This window comes from Streptomyces shinuiensis (genome assembly GCF_043660855.1).
GTDB lineage: Bacteria > Actinomycetota > Actinomycetes > Streptomycetales > Streptomycetaceae > Streptomyces.
This window is the reverse complement of sequence record NZ_JBIHML010000001.1, coordinates 2,579,317-2,595,526: the sequence shown is the minus strand read 5'-3', so window position 1 is coordinate 2,595,526 and position 16,210 is coordinate 2,579,317. Positions and strand designations below refer to the sequence as shown.

Below are 16,210 nucleotides of genomic sequence, written 5' to 3'. Positions count from 1 at the left end.
TAGCCGGATATGGCCGTTTCGTCCCTGTTCTGGGGTCCATGGTATTGCGGCAGGCCCGTGCGGTCACCCGCTCGGACCGCCCGCCCCGCCCGGTGGATCCGCTCAGACGTCGAGCGTCACCGAGCACTCCCAGCCGTGCCTTCCGCGGCCGAAACTCAGCCCGTGCAGCGTGACGGCCTTCGGAGCCGCGCCCGTCTCCACGAGCGTGCCGACGTCGGCCGTGTGCAGCACGGCCCGCATCCCGCCGGGCACGGCGGCCGGTTCCGCGTCCACCGGTACCTCGCCGTCGGCGTCGAGCCGGTACACCACCTCGTCCAGCAGGGCCACCAGCAGGTCCTCGTCCGTCTCCGCCCGCACCTCGACGTCCCGACGGCGCCGGCCGACGGCCCCCGACAGGTCCACGAACGACTCGCAGACGCCGCGCACCGCGTGCGCCAGGCACTCCTCGCGGGTCGGGGCCCACGCCTCCACCCGCAGGTCGGCGGTGTGCGGGACGGAGCGGTGCCCGCCCCGTGGTCCGCCGTGCCGTGCGGCGCTCTCCGTTCGCACCATGGATCCGCCCTCCTCGGCTCCCGGTCCCCCGGCCCCGTCCGGCCCCGTCGTCGCCCCGCGGGCGGGCGTACGCGCGTCGCGGCGGTCGGCGCCCGGAGGTGTAATGGGAAGCAGGAGCGCTACCGACCGATGGGAGCGGCCCGTGTCCCGCACCGACGCCCTCCGGTACACCAAGCCGGATACGGTCCTCGGCCGCGACGCCGAGTGGGAGGCGCTCGCCGCCTTCGCCTCCGACCCCCGCCCCGGACCCGGCCTCGGCGTCGTCTCGGGACGGCTGCGGCAGGGCAAGACGCATCTGCTGCGGGCGCTCACCGAGGCCGCCGGCGGCTTCTGGTTCGGCGCGCAGGAGGCGGTGCGGTCGGAGTCCCTGCGCATGCTGGGCGAGCGGATCGCCGAGACCGCCGAGCACACGGACGCACCCGCGCGAAGCCGCCCGCGCGACTGGGAGGCGGCCGTGGACGCCCTGCTGGGACTGGGGGAGGGCCGTCCGCTGCCGGTCGTGGTCGACGAGTTCCCCCGCCTGGTGCGGCAGAGCCCGTCGCTGCCGTCCGTGATCTGCGCCGCCCTGCACCGCCGGAGCGCGGCGGCCGGGGCGGACGGCGGGGCCCGGCCCCGGCTGCTGCTGTGCGGCAGCGACCTGCCGGTGATGCGCCGGCTGTTCAGCGGCCCCTCGCCGCTGCACGGGCTGGCGGACCTGGAGTTGGAGGTGCGCCCGCCGGACTTCCGGCAGGCCGCGCGCATGTGGAACCTGGACGACCCCCGCCTGGCGTTCCTGGTGCACGCCGTCGTGGGCGGCACCCCCGCCTACCGTTACGACCACGTCCGCGACGACATCCCCGGCGGGCCGGACGACTTCGACGCCTGGGTGTGCCGGGCGGTCCTCGACCCGGGCACGCCCCTGTACCGCGAGGTGCGGCTGCTGGTGCTGGAGGAGACCGACCACTTCGACCGCGCCCTGAGCCACTCCGTGCTCGCCGCCGTCGCCTCGGGGCACTCCACGGCCGGTGAGATCGCCGAGCGGGTGGAGGTGCCGCTGCCCGACGTCTCCCGCTGCCTGGAGCTGCTGCACGAGAGCGGCCTGCTGAGCGCCGGCCCCGACGCCCTGCGCCCGAACGTCACCCGGCTGCGGATCGCCGAGCCGCTGCTCGCCTTCGAGTACGCGGTCGTCCGGCCGCGGCGCCCGTCGGCGGAGCGGGAGGACCCCGCCGCCCTGTGGCGCCGGGCGCGCTCCGCCTTCGGGGCGCAGGTGGCGGCGCCGCACTTCGCCCGGGTGTGCCGGGAGTGGGCGGTGGGGTACGCCGGCCCCGGCGTCTTCGGGGACACGCCCGCCACGGCGCTCCACGGCTCCCCGGCCCACCCGCCGCCGGACGCCGCCCCCGCCGCCGGGGTGGTGGTGCGGGGACCGGCCGGGGAACGCCCCGGTGCGCTGCTGTCGGTCGGGCTGGCCCGCTGGGACGAGGTGCTGGACGTGACCCACCTGGAGCGGCTGCGCGGGCTGATCGCCCATCTCGCCGCCCACGGCGAGGACACCGCGCGCACCCGCCCCGCCTGCTACTCCGGCGCGGGCTTCACCCCCGCCCTGCGCGCGGCGGAGGCGGACGGCGAGGTGCTGCTCGTCGGCCTCGACCGGCTGTACGGGGGGAGGCGCGGGGACGCTCCCGGCGGCTCGTAGGCCGATGGACCGGCCGGCCGCCGAGGGGGCGGCCGCGTCGGACACGTCGGTCCGCGCGGGTGGGGGACGGACACCGCGTCTGCCGGTGCCGGAGTACGCGGGCGCGCCGGAGCGGGTGGTTGTGATCACTTCGGCCGAGGCGTCGATCCCGTCCACATCGGTCCCCCGCCCCGCGAGCAGCCGGGCGGCACCCGGCGCGGCAGCGGTCGGTGGCAGCGGTCGGTGGTAGCGGTCGCTGTGGTCGAAGGGCACGGTGCCGACGATGCCACGGTGCGAGTGATCGTGCCCGACGGTCCAGAAGTGGATTTCTGTCGAATTGCTGTCGAATGCGTTTCGGCCCGATTGCCGCGGGGGAACGCATGAATGACGGACTGGGAGCGCTCCCAATCTGCATCCCCTCACACCCGAAAGTGAAGTGTCCGCGATGAACTGTCATGAGCGCGTCTTAGCGGGCCGCTGGACGGCCCGCCTCCTCGCCGTGCTGGCCGCCGTGCTGCTCGGCATGCTCCCGTGGGCCGGGACAGCCTCCGCCCACGGCTCGGTCATCGACCCCGCCTCCCGCAACTACGGCTGCTGGCTGCGCTGGGGCGGCGACTTCCAGAATCCGGCCATGCAGCAGGAAGACCCGATGTGCTGGCAGGCGTGGCAGACCGACACCAACGCCATGTGGAACTGGAACGGCCTGTACCGCGACAACGTCGGCGGCGACCACCAGGCGTTCGTCCCCGACGGTCAGCTCTGCAGCGCCGGGCACACGAGCGACGGCCGCTACCGCGCGATGGACGTCCCCGGCCGGTGGAAGAAGACGGACGTCGGCCGCGACTTCACCGTGCACCTGCGCGACCAGGCCCGGCACGGTGCGGACTACCTGCAGATCTACGTCACCCGCCAGGGCTTCGACCCCGCCACCGAGCGGCTGGGCTGGGGCGACCTGGAGCTGATCGAGACGACCGGCAGGTACGCCCCCGCCTCGGACATCAGGGTGGACGTCAGCGCCCCCGGCCGCAGCGGGCACCACATCGTCTACACGATCTGGAAGGCCTCGCACGCGGACCAGGTCTACTACATCTGCAGTGACGTGGACTTCGGCTGAGCCGAAGTCCCTCGCCGTGTGTCCGGCGGGCGGTTCGGCGTCCTCGCGGACCGTGCCGCCCGCCGACCGTCCGCGCTTGCCATCGAGAGCGCTCCAAGTGATGGACTCCCCGCTGTCCGACACCGGGCGGCGCCGCGAGACACACGGGCGGCGCCCCGAGACCGCTGGGGGAGACATGACCGAGCACACGGCCGAGCACATGACCGGGAACGGAGCACGGAGCGCGGCGGAGCGTCCCGTCACGCTGATCACGGGCGGCGGCAGCGGCATCGGCGCGGCCGCCGCCCGGCTGCTGCTGGAGCGCGGCCACCGGGTCGCCGTCACCGGGCGCCGCGAGGAGCGACTGCGCCGGCTGGCCGGAGAGCTGGGCGATCCGCAGGACCTGCTGACGATCGCCGGGGACGCGGCCGACCACGAATCGGTCCGAGCGGCCGTGGAGACGGCCGTGGAGAAGTGGGGGCGGCTGGACAACGCCGTCGCCAACGCCGGATTCTCCACCGGCGGCACCGTCGCCGACGGCGACCCCGTCCGGTGGCGCGAGATGGTGCTGACCAACGTCCTGGGGCCGGCCCTGCTGATCAGGGAGGCACTGCCCGCGCTGCGGGAGTCGCGCGGGCGCCTCGTCCTCGTCGGCAGTGTCGCGGGCCTGGTCGGTGTTCCGGGCCAGCTCTACGGCGCGACCAAGTGGGCGGTCACCGGCCTCGCCGAGAACACCCGGCGCATGGTGACCGGCGACGGCGTGGGCGTGACGCTGATCGCCCCGGGGCGTGTGGAGACGCCCTTCTGGGAGGACGCGGGCGGCACTCCCGAGGGCCCGCTGCTGACCGCGGAGCAGATCGCAGCCTCCGTCGTGTGGGCGATCGGGCAGCCGCCCGGCGTGGACGTCAGCACCGTCACCGTCAGGCCGCTCGGCCAGACGGTGTGAGGCGCCGCCCGTCGCCTGACGTCTGACGCCTGGCGCCCGCCGTCAGGCGTCCGGAGTGTCCTGAGTGTCCGGGGCGTCCGGGGTGCGCAGGACGAGGACGGCCAGGTCGTCGTGGCCGTCGCTGGTGTGGTTGTCGGCCAGGATCTGGCACAGCTTGTCCGGCGGCTCGCCGACGTGGGCGGCGGCGACCTCGGCGAGCTCGTCCATGCACACGTCCAGCGGGCGCCCCGGGTGCTCCACCAGCCCGTCCGTGAAGAGGACCACCGTGGTCCCGCCCGGCAGGGGGTGGGTGTGGTCGGGTCGGGGCTGCCGGGTGTCCACCCCGAGCGGCACGCCGGGGTCGGCGTGCAGATAGGCCGTCCTCCGGTCCGGTGTGATCACCAGCGGCGGCAGATGGCCGGCGCTGCTCCAGTGCAGGCACCAGTCGTCCCCCTCCGGCTCGATACGGGCCAGGCAGGCGGTGGTGACGGAGCTCTCGGTGATCGCGTGGAGGGTGCGGTCGAGCTGGGAGAGGACCAGGCTCGGCGGGGTGCGCCGGTCGTACAGCAGCGCGCGGAGCATGTTGCGGGTCTGGGCCATGGAGGCCGCGGCCTTCAGGTCGTGCCCGACGACATCGCCGATGACGGCCGCGCAGGACCGGTCGGGCAGCAGGATGACGTCGTACCAGTCGCCGCCGAGCTGTCCGGGGGCGGTCGCGGGCCGGTAGACGGCCGATCCGCTGAACGGGTGGAGGTCGGGGAGCCGGGGCAGCAGCAGGCGCTGGAAGTTCTCGGCACCGGAGCGGACCTGCTCGAACAGCCGGGCGTTCTCGATCGCCACGCCCGCGGCGCCCGCCAGCGCGATGACGATGTTCTCGTCCTGGGCGTCGAAGGGACGGCCGTCGCGCCGGTCGGTCAGGTACAGGTCGCCGTAGATCTCGCCCCGTACGCTGATCGCCACGCCGAGCAGGGTGCGCATCGGCGGGTGCCCGGACGGGAAGCCCGAGGAGTTGGGGTGGGCCCCGATGTGCTCGACCCGCAGCGGTTCGGGGATGTGGATCAGGTGCCCGAGCAGGCCGTGGCCCCGGGGGAGCTCCACACCGGCGAGCGCGGCCTCCTCCTGATCGCTCAACCCTACGGGGATGAACTGCTCCAGTTCATCCCCGCTCTCGTCCAGTACGCCGAGCGCGCCGTAGCGGGCGTCGACCAGCTCCATCGCCGTGGTGACGATGCGGCGCAGCACCACGGGCAGCTCCAGCTCGCTGCTGATGGCCAGCACGGCGTCGAGCAGGCTCTGCAGCCGCTGCTGGGCGCGGGTCAGCGACCGGATCTGCTCGGCGGCCTCGGCGGCCTCGGCGGCCCGGCCGGGATCGGTCTCCGGGGCGGCACCGGCCTCCGGGGCGGCCGACGGGCCGGTGCGGGACCGACCCTCGTGCCGCTGCGCCCCCTGGCCCTGCTCCATCAAGTCTCCTCGTCGCTGTGGACCGGGCACGCTACCCGGCCTGGACGCCCGCCGGGGGAGAGTGCCTGTTTCCTCTCCGGTGGCACCTCACAAGGCATATGCTAAGACCCTTTTGTCCGATGAGTGGGGTCCGGCGGCCCGGTGCCGGAGATGTCGTCCGGGGGGCGGCTGGGTACGATGCGGCCATCGCCGTTACCGGCCAGTAGGTTCTCGTTCGGGAAGATCACGAGAGGACGCGGCCGGTCCCACTCCCGCCCGAAGGAGCAGCCATGCCCGCGCTCGACCGCCAAGGCGACGTCTTCGTCCTCGACCTCGGAGACGGCGAGAACCGCTTCCACCCCGACTGGCTCGCCTCCGTCGACGCCCTGCTGGACGAGGTGGAGAAGGCCGAGGGGCCGCGCGCCCTGATCACCGCGGCGACCGGCAAGTTCTTCTCCAACGGCCTCGACCTCGAGTGGCTGCTGGCCAACACGGACAAGGCCGCCGAGTACGCCGCCGACGTCCAGGACCTCTTCGCCCGGATGCTGACCCTGCCGCTGATCACCGTGGCCGCCCTCCAGGGCCACACCTTCGCCGCCGGCGCGATGCTCTCCCTGGCCCACGACTTCCGTGTGATGCGCGCCGACCGGGGTTTCTGGTGCCTGCCCGAGGCCGACATCCACATCCCCTTCACCCCCGGCATGTCCGCCCTCATCCAGGCCCGGCTGACCCCGCAGACGGCCCACGAGTCCATGACCACCGCCCGCCGCTACGGCGGGCAGGACGCGCTGGCCGCCGGGATCGTCGACCGGGCGGTGGAGGAGGACGCCGTCCGGTCCACCGCGATCGAGATCGCCGCGTCCCTGACCGCCAAGGCCGGCCCCACCCTGGGCACCATCAAGTCCCGGATGTACGGCCCGGCCGTCGCGGAGCTGCGTGCCGAGGAGATCCCGCTCAGCCTGGGCGGCTGAGCGGCCGTTCAACTGCCCGGCCACTCAGCCGAAGACCGGGACCGGGCCCCGGTCCCGCGCGGCCGGGGCGCGTACCTCGGCGGCAGCCTGCGGCCCGGCCGCAGGCGGCTCCGGCACCCCGCGGCAGTCACGGCACAGCCCGCCGGGCAGCGCCTCGGGACGGCCGGGGCGCCCGTACCCGGTGCACTCCATCACCCGGCGCGGTGCCGCTGCCTGAGCGGGTACGGGCGCGGGTGCGGGTACGGCCGCCGCCTCGGGCGGCAGCCGGTCGGCCAGCCGACGCTGGGCCGGCGCCCCCGGGCCGGCGCCCCCGGGCAGTGCACCGTCTCCGGCAGCCCGGACGTCAGCGCCATCGCGAGCTGCCCCGGGCTCGCCCCGCGCTCCAGCCAGACGGCGGCCGGACCGGCCAGGGCTTCGCACTCGGCGGCCGAGAGCGTCATACGCGGGTCGGCCTGCCCGAGCTCGGCCAGTACCTCGTACGCCTCCGCCCGCCGGGACGGCCGTACCTCCTCGGCGTTCCCGGCGTTCCCGGCCTCCGGCTCCCGTTCTGTATCGGGGGCCTCACCGGGCTGTACGCCCTCCCGCAGGAACGCCCCCCACCAGGCGTCGTCCCGCGCCGTCCGCGAGAAGTACGTGCGGTACACCCACTGGGTGCGGCCCTCGCCCACTGTCTCGCGCACCCGCCGCAGATGCCCGGCCCGCGACAGCGCGTTCAGCGCGGACCGCACCGCCTGCTGCCCGTAGGCGGGCAGTTCGCGGGCGAGGGTCTTGGTGTCGATCGCCGCGCCGTCCGGCAGCCGGTCGATGTGGGCGGCCACCGACGCCTCACGGGGCGGCAGATGTTCGAAATCGCCGCGCTTACGGTGGAGTTGCCCGGGCGCGGAGCGTTTTCCGTAGCCGGGAGCGGCCATCGGAGGGGCGTACGGGCGCACGTCGGCGCTACTGTTGGCCATAGCCATGGATCGAGTTCCGATCGATCTGGATGGTCAGACCCTCGTCCGGTGTTGGCCCACCGGCGGGGGTCGTTCTCTTGTCGTCCCGCACGCCACACCGCCGACGCGGTGTGTGGCGACCCGGTCGCTCAGAGTGGAAAACCGCAGGGTGGGAGGGTGGGAGGAGACCTCCCACCCATTCCTTGGAGAAGGCGCTCGAATCCCGGATCCCGACCCCGGCACCCGAGCTCCGGGCCGGATTCCTCCCCCTCCGGAGCGGGCGGCGCACCGCCCGGCGGCCCGTGGACAGGGAACCGGCGGCCCGCGCGGCGCCGTCCCCCTCTCGTCCGATGCACCGGAGCGGGGAGAGGGAGACTCCATGGATTCGCGCTGCGTCATCCTCGACATAGGCGGCGTACTGGAGATCGCCCCGAGGGCGGGATGGCACCAGAGCTGGGAGCAACGGCTCGGCCTGCCGCCCGGCACCGTGAACCGGCGGCTCGGGGAGGTCTGGCGGGCCGGGAGGATCGGAGAGATCGACGAGCCCGGCGTACGGGCCCGGGTCTCGGCCGAACTCGCCCTGGACGAGGCGGCGGTGGACGCCTTCATGACCGACCTGTGGACCGAGTACCTGGGCACGGCCAACGAGGAGCTGATCGCCTGCGTACGCGGACTGCGGGGGCGCTGCGGGCCGAGTCTCGGGCTCGGCATCCTCAGCAACAGCTTCGCCGGCGCCCGCGAACGGGAGGAGGCGGCGTACGGCTTCGGCGCACTGGTCGACCGGATCGTCTACTCCCACGAGATCGGTGTCCTCAAACCCGACCCCCGCGCCTACGAGGCTGTGTGCGCCGCCATGGGCGCACGCCCGCAGGACTGCCTCTTCGTCGACGACCTCCCGGAGAACGTCGAGGCCGCGCGGAAGTTCGGCATGCTGGGGCATCTGCACGAGGACAACGCCCGCACCATCGCCCGGATCACGGCCCACGTGGCCCCGGCACCCGAGGCTCCACGCCCCTGAGCGCCGGCCCGCCGTGCGGCCGATGCGCTCATCCCCGCCCGGGCGACCTCACGGCGCCGGCCGCAGGCCCCACGTCTGAAGGACGTAGGGCCGTCCCTTCTCCTGCCCCTCGATCAGCGGCACGTCGAGCAGACTGAAGCCCGCCCTGGCGGCCACGGCGACGCTGGCGGCGTTCTCCGCCTCCAGCTCCAGGATCACCTGCTCAGCGCCCAGACGCTCGAAGGCGTACGCGGCCATCACCCGCACCGCCCGTGCGGCCAGCCCCCGGCCCCGGTGCGCCGGGCCGACCGCGTAGCCGAGCTCCGTGCCCTCGGGGGCGCGCCGCAGCATCACCTCGCCGAGCGGCGCGCGGCCGTCGGTGGTGATGGCGAGCAGGATGGCCGCGCCGTCCGCCCGCAGTCGCCGGGCACGGTCGAGCCGTGCGCGGGCGGCCGCCTCGTCGAAGGGCGAGACGATCGGCGTCCAGTACGCGATGTCCGGGTGGTCGAACAGGTCCGGCATCGCGGCCACGTCAGCCTCCGTCCAGTCACGCAGGACGAGCCCCTCCCCGGTGAGCTCGATCCGGTCGGGAAACGGCGGATTGCTGCTGCTCACGGTGCCCCCCTGGCGCTGTAGGAGGAGGCAGCATATCCGGGGCCGCGGCCATGGCTCGGGGGACTCTTCCGCGTCCGGTACAGACGGTGACCCGCGCCCGGGCGGTCCCGGGGCTCAGGGGCGTGCGAGGTAGGCGGCGAGCGCGTCGCGGCCGCGCGTCAGTTCGCCGATGCGCTCGTCCAACGCCGCCAGCTCCCGCTCCAGCGCGCCCCGCAGATCCGCGCACCAGTCGAAACCCGGCTCCGGGCCCCGGGCGCACGGCAGCACCGAGCGGATCACCCCGGTGGTCAGGCCCGCGTCCAGCAGGGCGCGGATCTGCCGCACGGTGAGCACCGCGTCCTCGCCGTAGGTGCGGTAGCCGTTCGGGCCGCGCTCGGGGGTGAGCAGCCCCTGCTCCCCGTAGTACCGCAGCAGCCGCGTACTGACCCCCGTACGCCGGGACAGCTCCCCGATCAGCATGTGCCCCGCTCCTCCCGGGAGTTGACCTTCACACCGGTGTGAGGCCCTAACGTCGCCCCGCGAGCGGGCATTCCGTGCCCGCCGCGCCTTTCCTGAAACCCCTGAACCCCCCGAACTCCCGGGACCCGAGCTTCGGAGCGGCACATGACCCCATCGACCCCATACGTCGTCCACCGCGACGGCCGTACGGCCACCGCCGGAGAGCTGGCGCCGCTCGCCTTCGCGGGCCACGCCCACTTCACCGCCATGCAGGTTCGCGGCGGCCGGGTCCGGGGGCTCGACCTGCATCTGGCGCGGCTGCGTTCCGCCTCGCTGGAGCTGTACGGCCGGGCGCTGCCCGACGACCTGGTGCGGTCCCGTCTGCGGGCGGCGCTGGAGGCCGGGCCGCAGGACGTGTCGCTGACGGCCGTGGTGTACTCCCCGGCGGGCGAGTTCACGGCGGCGGACGCCGAACCGGAGATGCTGGTCCGCACCGGACCGCCCGCCTCCGGGCCCGAAGGGCCGCCGGCGCTGGCGGCGTTCGGGCACGAGCGCTTCCTGCCGTCGGTCAAGCTCGTCGGCGAGGCGGCCAAGACGTACCTGCTGCGCAGGGCGGTCGCGCAGGGCTTCGACGACGCAGCCTTCACCGACCGCCGGGGCCGGATCGGCGAGGCGACGATCTGGAACCTGGCCTTCTGGGACGGCTCGGCGGTGGTGTGGCCCGAGGCCGAGGTGCTGACCGGGGTCACGATGGGCGTCCTGCGCCGGCGGCTCGACCGCCTCGGCGTCCCCCAGCGCGTCCGGGAGATCACCCTCGCCGACCTGCCGGGACTGGCCGGGGCCGCCGTCATGAACTCCTGGACGCCGGGGGTCGCCGTACACCGGATCGGCTCCGCGCCCATGCCCGCCGCCCCGGCCTTCACGGACCTGCTCCACCGCGCCTACCGGGCCGAACCGCCCACCGCGCCGTGAGCGCCGGGCCGCCGGTGCCGCGGGGCCGCCTGCGCCGGGATCGCCGGGGCGTGCCATACGCTGCCGGAGTTCCCCGAAAAAAATCGGCTGCCGTGTTGATCCGTGCCGTCCCCGTTCGACCTATGGGCGAGAGGGGTCGAGAGAGGCCCGGAACCGCCCAGGGAGACAGAGCCATGAAGTACATGATGATCATGCGCGCCACCGACGAGTCCCTCGCGGGGATGGCGGACGTCGACTTCAACGAGATGCTCGCCACCATCGGCAGGTACAACGAGGAGATGATCAGGGCCGGTGTGCTGGTCGCCGCGGAAGGGCTCGACGACGCCGCCGAGGGCGTGGTCGTCGACCACTCCTCGGAGCCGCCCGTGGTCACCGACGGTCCCTACGGCGAGACCAAGGAGCTGTTCGGAGGCTTCTACATCCTCAACGTGGCGTCCAGGGAGGAGGCCGTCGAGTGGGCCAGGCGGGCGCCGTTCAGCGGCCCGGGCCTGAAGACCGAGATCCGCCGGGTCACCACGATCGACGAGTTCCCCCAGGACAACGAGTGGATCCAGAAGGAACGGGCGTGGCGCGAGGCCACCGGCCAGCTCTGAGGGGAGCGGCGGGAGATGGCCGACCTCACCGGCCGTGAGGCCGTCGCCGCCGTCTGGCGGATCGAGTCCGCGCGGATCGTCGGCGCGCTCGCGCGGTACACCGGCGACTTCGCGCTCGCCGAGGACTGCGCCCAGGAGGCGCTGGCCGAGGCGCTGGTGAACTGGCCGCGCGAGGGTGCGCCCCGTGACCCGGCGGGGTGGCTGCTCACCGTCGGCCGGCGCCGCGCGATCGACGCGTTCCGCCGGCACTCCGCCCTCGACGAGCGGTACGCCGCCCTCGCTCACGGCCTGGGCGAGGGCGGCGCCGTCTCGGGGGGAGCCCCGGGGAGTGCCTTCGCCGATCCGGCCCGGGAGGCCGAGGACGTGCTGTGGGATCCGGACCGCATCGACGACGACGTGCTCGCGCTGATGTTCCTCGCCTGCCACCCCGTGCTGCCGCGGGAGGGGCGGGTGGCGCTCACCCTGCGGGTGGTCGGCGGTCTGACGAGCGACGAGATCGCCAGGGCGTTCCTCGTCCCGACCGCCACCGTGCAGGCCCGGATCACCCGGGCGAAGAAGACCCTGAAGGCGGTCCGCGTCCCGTTCGAGGTGCCGGCGGCCGACGAGCGGGCCGAGCGGCTCGGCTCGGTCCTCAGCGTCGTCTACCTGATCTTCACCGAGGGGTCCTCGGCCAGTTCGGGCAAGGATCTGATCCGGCTCGACCTCGCGAGCGAGGCACAGCGCCTGGCACGGGTGCTGAGCCGGCTGATGCCGGACGAGAGCGAGGCCCACGGCCTGCTGGCGCTGCTGGAGCTGACCGCGGCGCGCTTCCCCGCCCGTACCGGGCCGGACGGTGAGCCGGTGCTGCTGGAGCACCAGGAACGCCGCCGCTGGGACCGTGCCGCGATCCGCCGGGGACGGGCTGCACTGGCCCGTGCGGAGCGGACCGGCCGGGGCCTGGGCGCCTACGGCCTGCAGGCGGCGATCGCCGAGTGCCATGCCGTCGCACCCTCGGTCGGGGCGACGGACTGGGAGCGGATCGTGCTCCTCTACGAGGCGCTCGGCCGGCTCGCGCCCTCACCGGTGGTCGGTCTCAACCGGGCGGTGGCGGTCTGCATGGCGCAGGGGCCGGCGGCGGCCCTGCCGATCGTGGACGGGCTGGCCGGCGCCAGGGAGCTGTCCGGCTCCCATCTGCTGCCGAACGTGCGCGGGGAACTCCTCGCCCGCCTGGGGCGCACCGGCGAGGCACGCACCGAACTGGAGCGCGCGATGCGGCTGTGCGGCAACGAACGCGAGCGGACGGTGCTGGAACGCAAGCTCGCCGACCTCGCCGAGCCGCCCGCCGGGTGAGCCCGGCCGGCCGGGCTCACCCGGCGGGCGGACGGCAGGTCACGCGAGGGCGGCGTACGCGACGAAGTCGGCCCGCCCGGCGCGGGTCAGCGGGTGGGGGTCTCGGCCGCGAGGTCGCGCAGGGTGCGGTAGGCGGTGCGGATGAAGGCGCCGCGCAGGGTGGGGGAGCTGTTGGTCACCGCCGCCAGGCCGATGCGGGCGGCCGGGCAGAAGCCGGCGAAGGACGTGAAACCGCGGGTGCCGCCGGAGTGGAACAGCAGGTCGAAGTCCCCGCCGTCGCGGGCGACGTGGGTGCGCGCCTTCCAGGCCAGGCACATCCGGTCGCCGCCGGGTGAGGTCGCCCGCGGGCGGGTGACGTCGTGGAGGGCGGTGCGCAGGGTCTCGCCCGCCTCCGGCGGCGGGGAGAGCAGGACCTCCAGGTAGCGCCGGAGGTCGCGGGCGCTGGAGCGCAGCGCGCCCGCGCCCGGCAGGCCCGGGATGCGCCAGGGCGGGCGCGGGCGGCCGTGCCAGTGGCCGGTGGCCTGGGGCAGTTCGGGGTCGCAGGTGCTGTCGGCCAGGCCCAGCGGTGTGAGGACCCGGGTGGCGAGCGCCTCGCCGTACGGGGTTCCGGCCGTGTCCGACAGCAGCCGGCCCAGCAGCCCGACGCCGAAGTTGGAGTAGCGCACTCGCTGCCCGGGCGGGTGGCGAACCCGGGTCTGGGAGAGGGCGTGCAGCAGGTGGTCGGGGGTGAAGCCCTCGTAGGGGTTGGTGTAGAAGCGGGGCACGGCCCGCAGCAGCAGCCCCGGCGGCAGCACGGGCAGCCCGGCGGTGTGCGAGGCCAGATGGGCGAGGGTGATCCGGTCCCCGTAGCCCTCGGGCACGGCGGCCGCGGGGAGACGTCCGGCGATCGGGTCGTCGTGGCCCGCCTCGCCCCGCGCCACGGCCTCGGCCAGCAGCAGGGCGGTGAACGTCTTGGTCACCGAGCCGAGTTCGAAGCGGGTGGCGGCGGAGGCGCCCCGGCACAGCAGCCGGGACTCGCCGGCCCGTACCGCCACGACCGCCACCGCGGGGCCGGGCGCGGCGGCGGCGACCGTCTCCAGGGGGAGGGAGAGCGCGGACTCGGGCTGTGCGGCGGTCGGGGTTTCGGTGTCGGTACCGGCGTCGGTACCGGTGTCGGTACCGGTGTCCGGCCCGGCTTCGGTGTCCGGTCCGGTGCCGGGTTCCCGCTCGGGCCCGGGACGGGAGGCCGTGTCGGAGGACACCGGGCTCACCGCTGCGCGGCGCGGGAGAGCGCCAGGGTGCCGGCGACGGCCGCGACGACGGTGGGGTGGTGGTGGTCCCGGAAGCGCTGGGCGGCGTCCCCCTCGACCTGCTTGCCGTCCCGGGGCATCAGCCCGTCCTCGTGCTGCACCGAGGCCAGTTCCTCCCACAGGACGGGGTCGGCGTAAGGCTCGCGCAGGCAGCTTCCGACGATCAGCAGCTCGGTGACGAGGTCCCACTCCTGGACCTCCCGCCACACGTCCAGCCACACCGGCAGCCAGAGCTGGAGGTACTCCTCCAGGTGCGGCGGCAGGTCGCCCGGACGGGCGCCCCAGTCGGTGATGTGGAAGACGGTGTGCGTCACGCAGTAGGCCGTCATCCAGTCGATCACCCACGGCTCGGGAGTGTTGCCGAGCCAGGTGGCGTCGGTCAGCCGCTTCCAGTCGGTCTCGCGTGCCAGGCCCGTCAGCCGTGCGGCGTTGGCGACGGCGAGGCGGCGGTTGGGCACCTGCTCGACGGCGTCCATCGTGACCAGACCGCCGAGGTGGTCCAGCAGCGCCTCCAGACGCCGGTGGCGGTAGCCGGCGCGGACGAAGTGTGCGTACAGCTCCAGCGGGTCGACCATCATCATGTAGCGCAACTGCCGCTCGTAGAGCATGTCGCCGCCGCGCAGCTCCCACCAGGCGAAGTCGAGCAGCTCGCGGGCCGTGTGCTCCTCGCTCGCGGAGGCCAGCCCCTCGCGCAGCACCAGGGAGGCGGCCAGGGCCGTCTCGCCCAGCGGCTTGTAGATGCTGTCGGGGTCGGCCATGTCCGAGGTGGTGCCGGGCGGCAGGGTGCCCAGCTCGCAGTGGCGGCGCAGCCAGCCGAGGGCGCGGGTGGCCACCCGGTGCGCCGACCGCCCCACGGGGACGGGGGCCGCGGTGGTGGTGCGGGGCGTGCTCATACGGTCGGTCCTCCCGGCCTCTGCGGCGGCGAACGGTCCAGCAGACCGCGGGCGACGGCGGTGTCCAGCGCGGTGCGCCCGCCGCCCCCGCAGTGCAGTTCGAGGTGCCGCACCACGGCGGCCGTGTCGAGGTCGGGGCGCGCCCCGCGGTGCGGTGCGCGGGCGAGCCAGCGCGCCAGGCGGGCCGCTGTGGGGTAGTCGCGGCGCAGCATCGCGCGGGCGGTGCCCCGGCTCAGGTCGCGCAGCCGGCCCAGGGCGGTCTCGTGGACGGGGCCGTCGACGTTCGGCAGGGCGAGCGGGGAGAGCTGCGCCATGCTCAGGGACAGCTCGCGCCAGGAGAAGCCCGGGGAGCCCGGGGAGTCGGGGAAGTCCATGCCGCCGGGGGGCGCCGGCTCGCGTACGCCCAGGGTGTCGGTGAAGGTGCTGTCGGGGGAGCCACCGCCGTACCGCGCGAGGAGCCGCACGGTCGTCCAGTCGCGCCACGCGGCCTCGGGCGCGGCGTCCGGAGCGGGCGGAAAGATTCGGAGGGACTCGGCCACCGCCCGGGCGTCGCCGGGTCCGAAGGGTGCTCCGGCCAGCAGCGCGGGGGCGAACACGTCGGGTCCCAGCACCCGTACGGCCGCCAGTGCGACCTTGGGGTCGGGGGCTTCGTCCACCTGGGAGGCCACCACCGCCGGATCCCCGGCACCCCGCAGGGCACCGAGGACACGGTCGGCCAGACTCTCCACCGCCGCGGCGTAGTCCGTACGCGATGGGGTGTCCGGATTCGGCATCAGTGACCTACCTCTCTGGTTCGGTATGTCATTTTATGCCGATTCTGTTCGCTTCTGTTGCATCATGCCGCTTCCTGTCGCATCCCGCTGTGGAGCGGTCGCGTCACTTCTCCCGCGGCTCCCTGGGGGAGAGCAGGAGTGCGAGCAGCAGCAGGCCGATCGCCTCCGGTGCCCACACGGGTGCGTCGCTGACCGGGGCCTCGCGCGTGGTCATCAGGTCGGCGACCATGTCGCGCTCGGCCGGAGCGGCGGGGGCAAGGGTGGTTCCCGTGGTGTGGGTGAGCATCTGGGTCCTCCTCGGTGGGATGCCAGGTGGATGTCGTCGCCCGGTGTGGGCGGCCTCACAGACGACGTTACGAATACACCGGTTGATGTGCATATGCGCTTTTGATCCGCTTTGCGTGATCCCGTGTTCCGTGCATGAGGCGGGAGGGGGTGGCTGACCACGGAAGACGCGCCGGGACTCGTCGGCGGCCCCGGAGGCGCGGGCCCGGAAGGGCGGTCGAGTATTCACCCGTGCGGAGCAGGCGGACGAGGTGCGTTGCGGCCTGCGGCCCGCGTCCGCCGACCGGGCAGGGCGGGCGGCCGGTCCGTGCGCCCACCGTCGGCCGGGGCGGCCGGACGCGGTGCCGGTGGTGCCTGGCGGGCCGTCATGAAGGCCGCCCGCCGGCGGCATCCGGGCTTTTCCGGATGTACGCCCCCGTTCTCCGTGCCGTGGGGCGGCCGGCGGCGGACCGGGGAGGGGAC

17 protein-coding genes are annotated in these 16,210 nt (G+C 74.5%); 8 read left to right on the top strand and 9 right to left on the bottom strand.

The window, feature by feature from the left end; all coding sequences use genetic code 11:
* Positions 1-102 precede the first annotated feature (102 nt).
* Complete coding sequence (locus ACGRHY_RS11595) at positions 103-552, bottom strand: archease (protein WP_394635278.1); 450 nt, start codon at positions 550-552, stop codon at positions 103-105.
* Between the two features lie 142 nt (positions 553-694).
* Here ACGRHY_RS11595 and ACGRHY_RS11590 point away from each other — a divergent pair, with 142 nt between their 5' ends.
* From ACGRHY_RS11590 to ACGRHY_RS11580, 3 genes are all read left to right on the top strand, one after another.
* Complete coding sequence (locus ACGRHY_RS11590) at positions 695-2,224, top strand: AAA family ATPase (protein WP_394635277.1); 1,530 nt, start codon at positions 695-697, stop codon at positions 2,222-2,224.
* A gap of 424 nt (positions 2,225-2,648) precedes the next feature.
* Positions 2,649-3,317, top strand: a complete 669-nt coding sequence (locus ACGRHY_RS11585) for a lytic polysaccharide monooxygenase auxiliary activity family 9 protein (RefSeq protein WP_394635276.1) — start codon at positions 2,649-2,651, stop codon at positions 3,315-3,317.
* Between the two features lie 199 nt (positions 3,318-3,516).
* Positions 3,517-4,242, top strand: coding sequence for an SDR family oxidoreductase (locus tag ACGRHY_RS11580; RefSeq protein ID WP_394638013.1), 726 nt, complete (start codon positions 3,517-3,519; stop codon positions 4,240-4,242).
* 42 nt (positions 4,243-4,284) lie between these two features.
* On the opposite strand, the gene ACGRHY_RS11575 is transcribed toward ACGRHY_RS11580, so the two are convergent.
* Positions 4,285-5,682, bottom strand: a complete 1,398-nt coding sequence (locus tag ACGRHY_RS11575) for a PP2C family protein-serine/threonine phosphatase (RefSeq protein WP_394635275.1) — start codon at positions 5,680-5,682, stop codon at positions 4,285-4,287.
* Between the two features lie 269 nt (positions 5,683-5,951).
* Here ACGRHY_RS11575 and ACGRHY_RS11570 point away from each other — a divergent pair, with 269 nt between their 5' ends.
* Positions 5,952-6,632 carry an enoyl-CoA hydratase-related protein gene (locus tag ACGRHY_RS11570; RefSeq protein WP_394635274.1) on the top strand — a complete coding sequence of 227 codons (681 nt, stop codon included), beginning with the start codon at positions 5,952-5,954 and terminating at the stop codon, positions 6,630-6,632.
* 191 nt (positions 6,633-6,823) lie between these two features.
* Here the strand turns inward: ACGRHY_RS11570 and ACGRHY_RS11565 are convergent, their stop codons facing one another.
* The gene (locus tag ACGRHY_RS11565) at positions 6,824-7,585 is read right to left on the bottom strand and encodes a hypothetical protein (protein WP_394635273.1); all 762 of its coding nucleotides are present in this window, start codon (positions 7,583-7,585) and stop codon (positions 6,824-6,826) included.
* 358 nt (positions 7,586-7,943) lie between these two features.
* Here ACGRHY_RS11565 and ACGRHY_RS11560 point away from each other — a divergent pair, with 358 nt between their 5' ends.
* On the top strand, positions 7,944-8,582 hold the full coding sequence (locus tag ACGRHY_RS11560) for an HAD family hydrolase (protein WP_394635272.1): 639 nt from the start codon (positions 7,944-7,946) through the stop codon (positions 8,580-8,582).
* 48 nt (positions 8,583-8,630) lie between these two features.
* Here ACGRHY_RS11560 and ACGRHY_RS11555 read toward each other — a convergent pair whose 3' ends face one another.
* Together ACGRHY_RS11555 and ACGRHY_RS11550 are read right to left on the bottom strand one after the other, a co-directional pair.
* The gene (locus ACGRHY_RS11555) at positions 8,631-9,176 is read right to left on the bottom strand and encodes a GNAT family N-acetyltransferase (protein ID WP_394635271.1); all 546 of its coding nucleotides are present in this window, start codon (positions 9,174-9,176) and stop codon (positions 8,631-8,633) included.
* Positions 9,177-9,290: 114 nt separating this feature from the next.
* Positions 9,291-9,635 (bottom strand): MerR family transcriptional regulator, encoded by a 345-nt coding sequence (locus ACGRHY_RS11550; RefSeq protein ID WP_394635270.1) that lies wholly within the window; start codon positions 9,633-9,635, stop codon positions 9,291-9,293.
* Between the two features lie 144 nt (positions 9,636-9,779).
* Between ACGRHY_RS11550 and ACGRHY_RS11545 the strand changes: the two genes are divergently transcribed.
* The 3 genes from ACGRHY_RS11545 to ACGRHY_RS11535 all read left to right on the top strand — a co-directional run bounded on the left by ACGRHY_RS11545 (position 9,780) and on the right by ACGRHY_RS11535 (position 12,508).
* A complete protein-coding gene (locus tag ACGRHY_RS11545; RefSeq protein ID WP_394635269.1) occupies positions 9,780-10,586 on the top strand; it encodes an aminotransferase class IV family protein in 807 nt (268 codons plus the stop codon).
* Between the two features lie 173 nt (positions 10,587-10,759).
* A complete protein-coding gene (locus tag ACGRHY_RS11540) occupies positions 10,760-11,179 on the top strand; it encodes a YciI family protein (RefSeq protein ID WP_394635268.1) in 420 nt (139 codons plus the stop codon).
* Between the two features lie 15 nt (positions 11,180-11,194).
* Complete coding sequence (locus ACGRHY_RS11535; RefSeq protein WP_394635267.1) at positions 11,195-12,508, top strand: RNA polymerase sigma factor; 1,314 nt, start codon at positions 11,195-11,197, stop codon at positions 12,506-12,508.
* Between the two features lie 86 nt (positions 12,509-12,594).
* Here ACGRHY_RS11535 and ACGRHY_RS11530 read toward each other — a convergent pair whose 3' ends face one another.
* From ACGRHY_RS11530 to ACGRHY_RS11515, 4 genes are all read right to left on the bottom strand, one after another.
* A complete protein-coding gene (locus tag ACGRHY_RS11530) occupies positions 12,595-13,749 on the bottom strand; it encodes a serine hydrolase domain-containing protein (RefSeq protein ID WP_394635266.1) in 1,155 nt (384 codons plus the stop codon).
* 5 nt (positions 13,750-13,754) lie between these two features.
* Entirely contained in the window at positions 13,755-14,690 is a 936-nt protein-coding gene (locus ACGRHY_RS11525; protein ID WP_394635265.1) for a DUF6895 family protein, read from the bottom strand.
* Positions 14,687-15,463 carry a hypothetical protein gene (locus ACGRHY_RS11520; protein ID WP_394635264.1) on the bottom strand — a complete coding sequence of 259 codons (777 nt, stop codon included), beginning with the start codon at positions 15,461-15,463 and terminating at the stop codon, positions 14,687-14,689. The genes ACGRHY_RS11525 and ACGRHY_RS11520 overlap by 4 nt, the downstream gene beginning before the upstream one ends.
* Positions 15,464-15,566: 103 nt before the next feature.
* A complete protein-coding gene (locus ACGRHY_RS11515; protein ID WP_093657563.1) occupies positions 15,567-15,749 on the bottom strand; it encodes a hypothetical protein in 183 nt (60 codons plus the stop codon).
* Positions 15,750-16,210 lie beyond the last annotated feature (461 nt).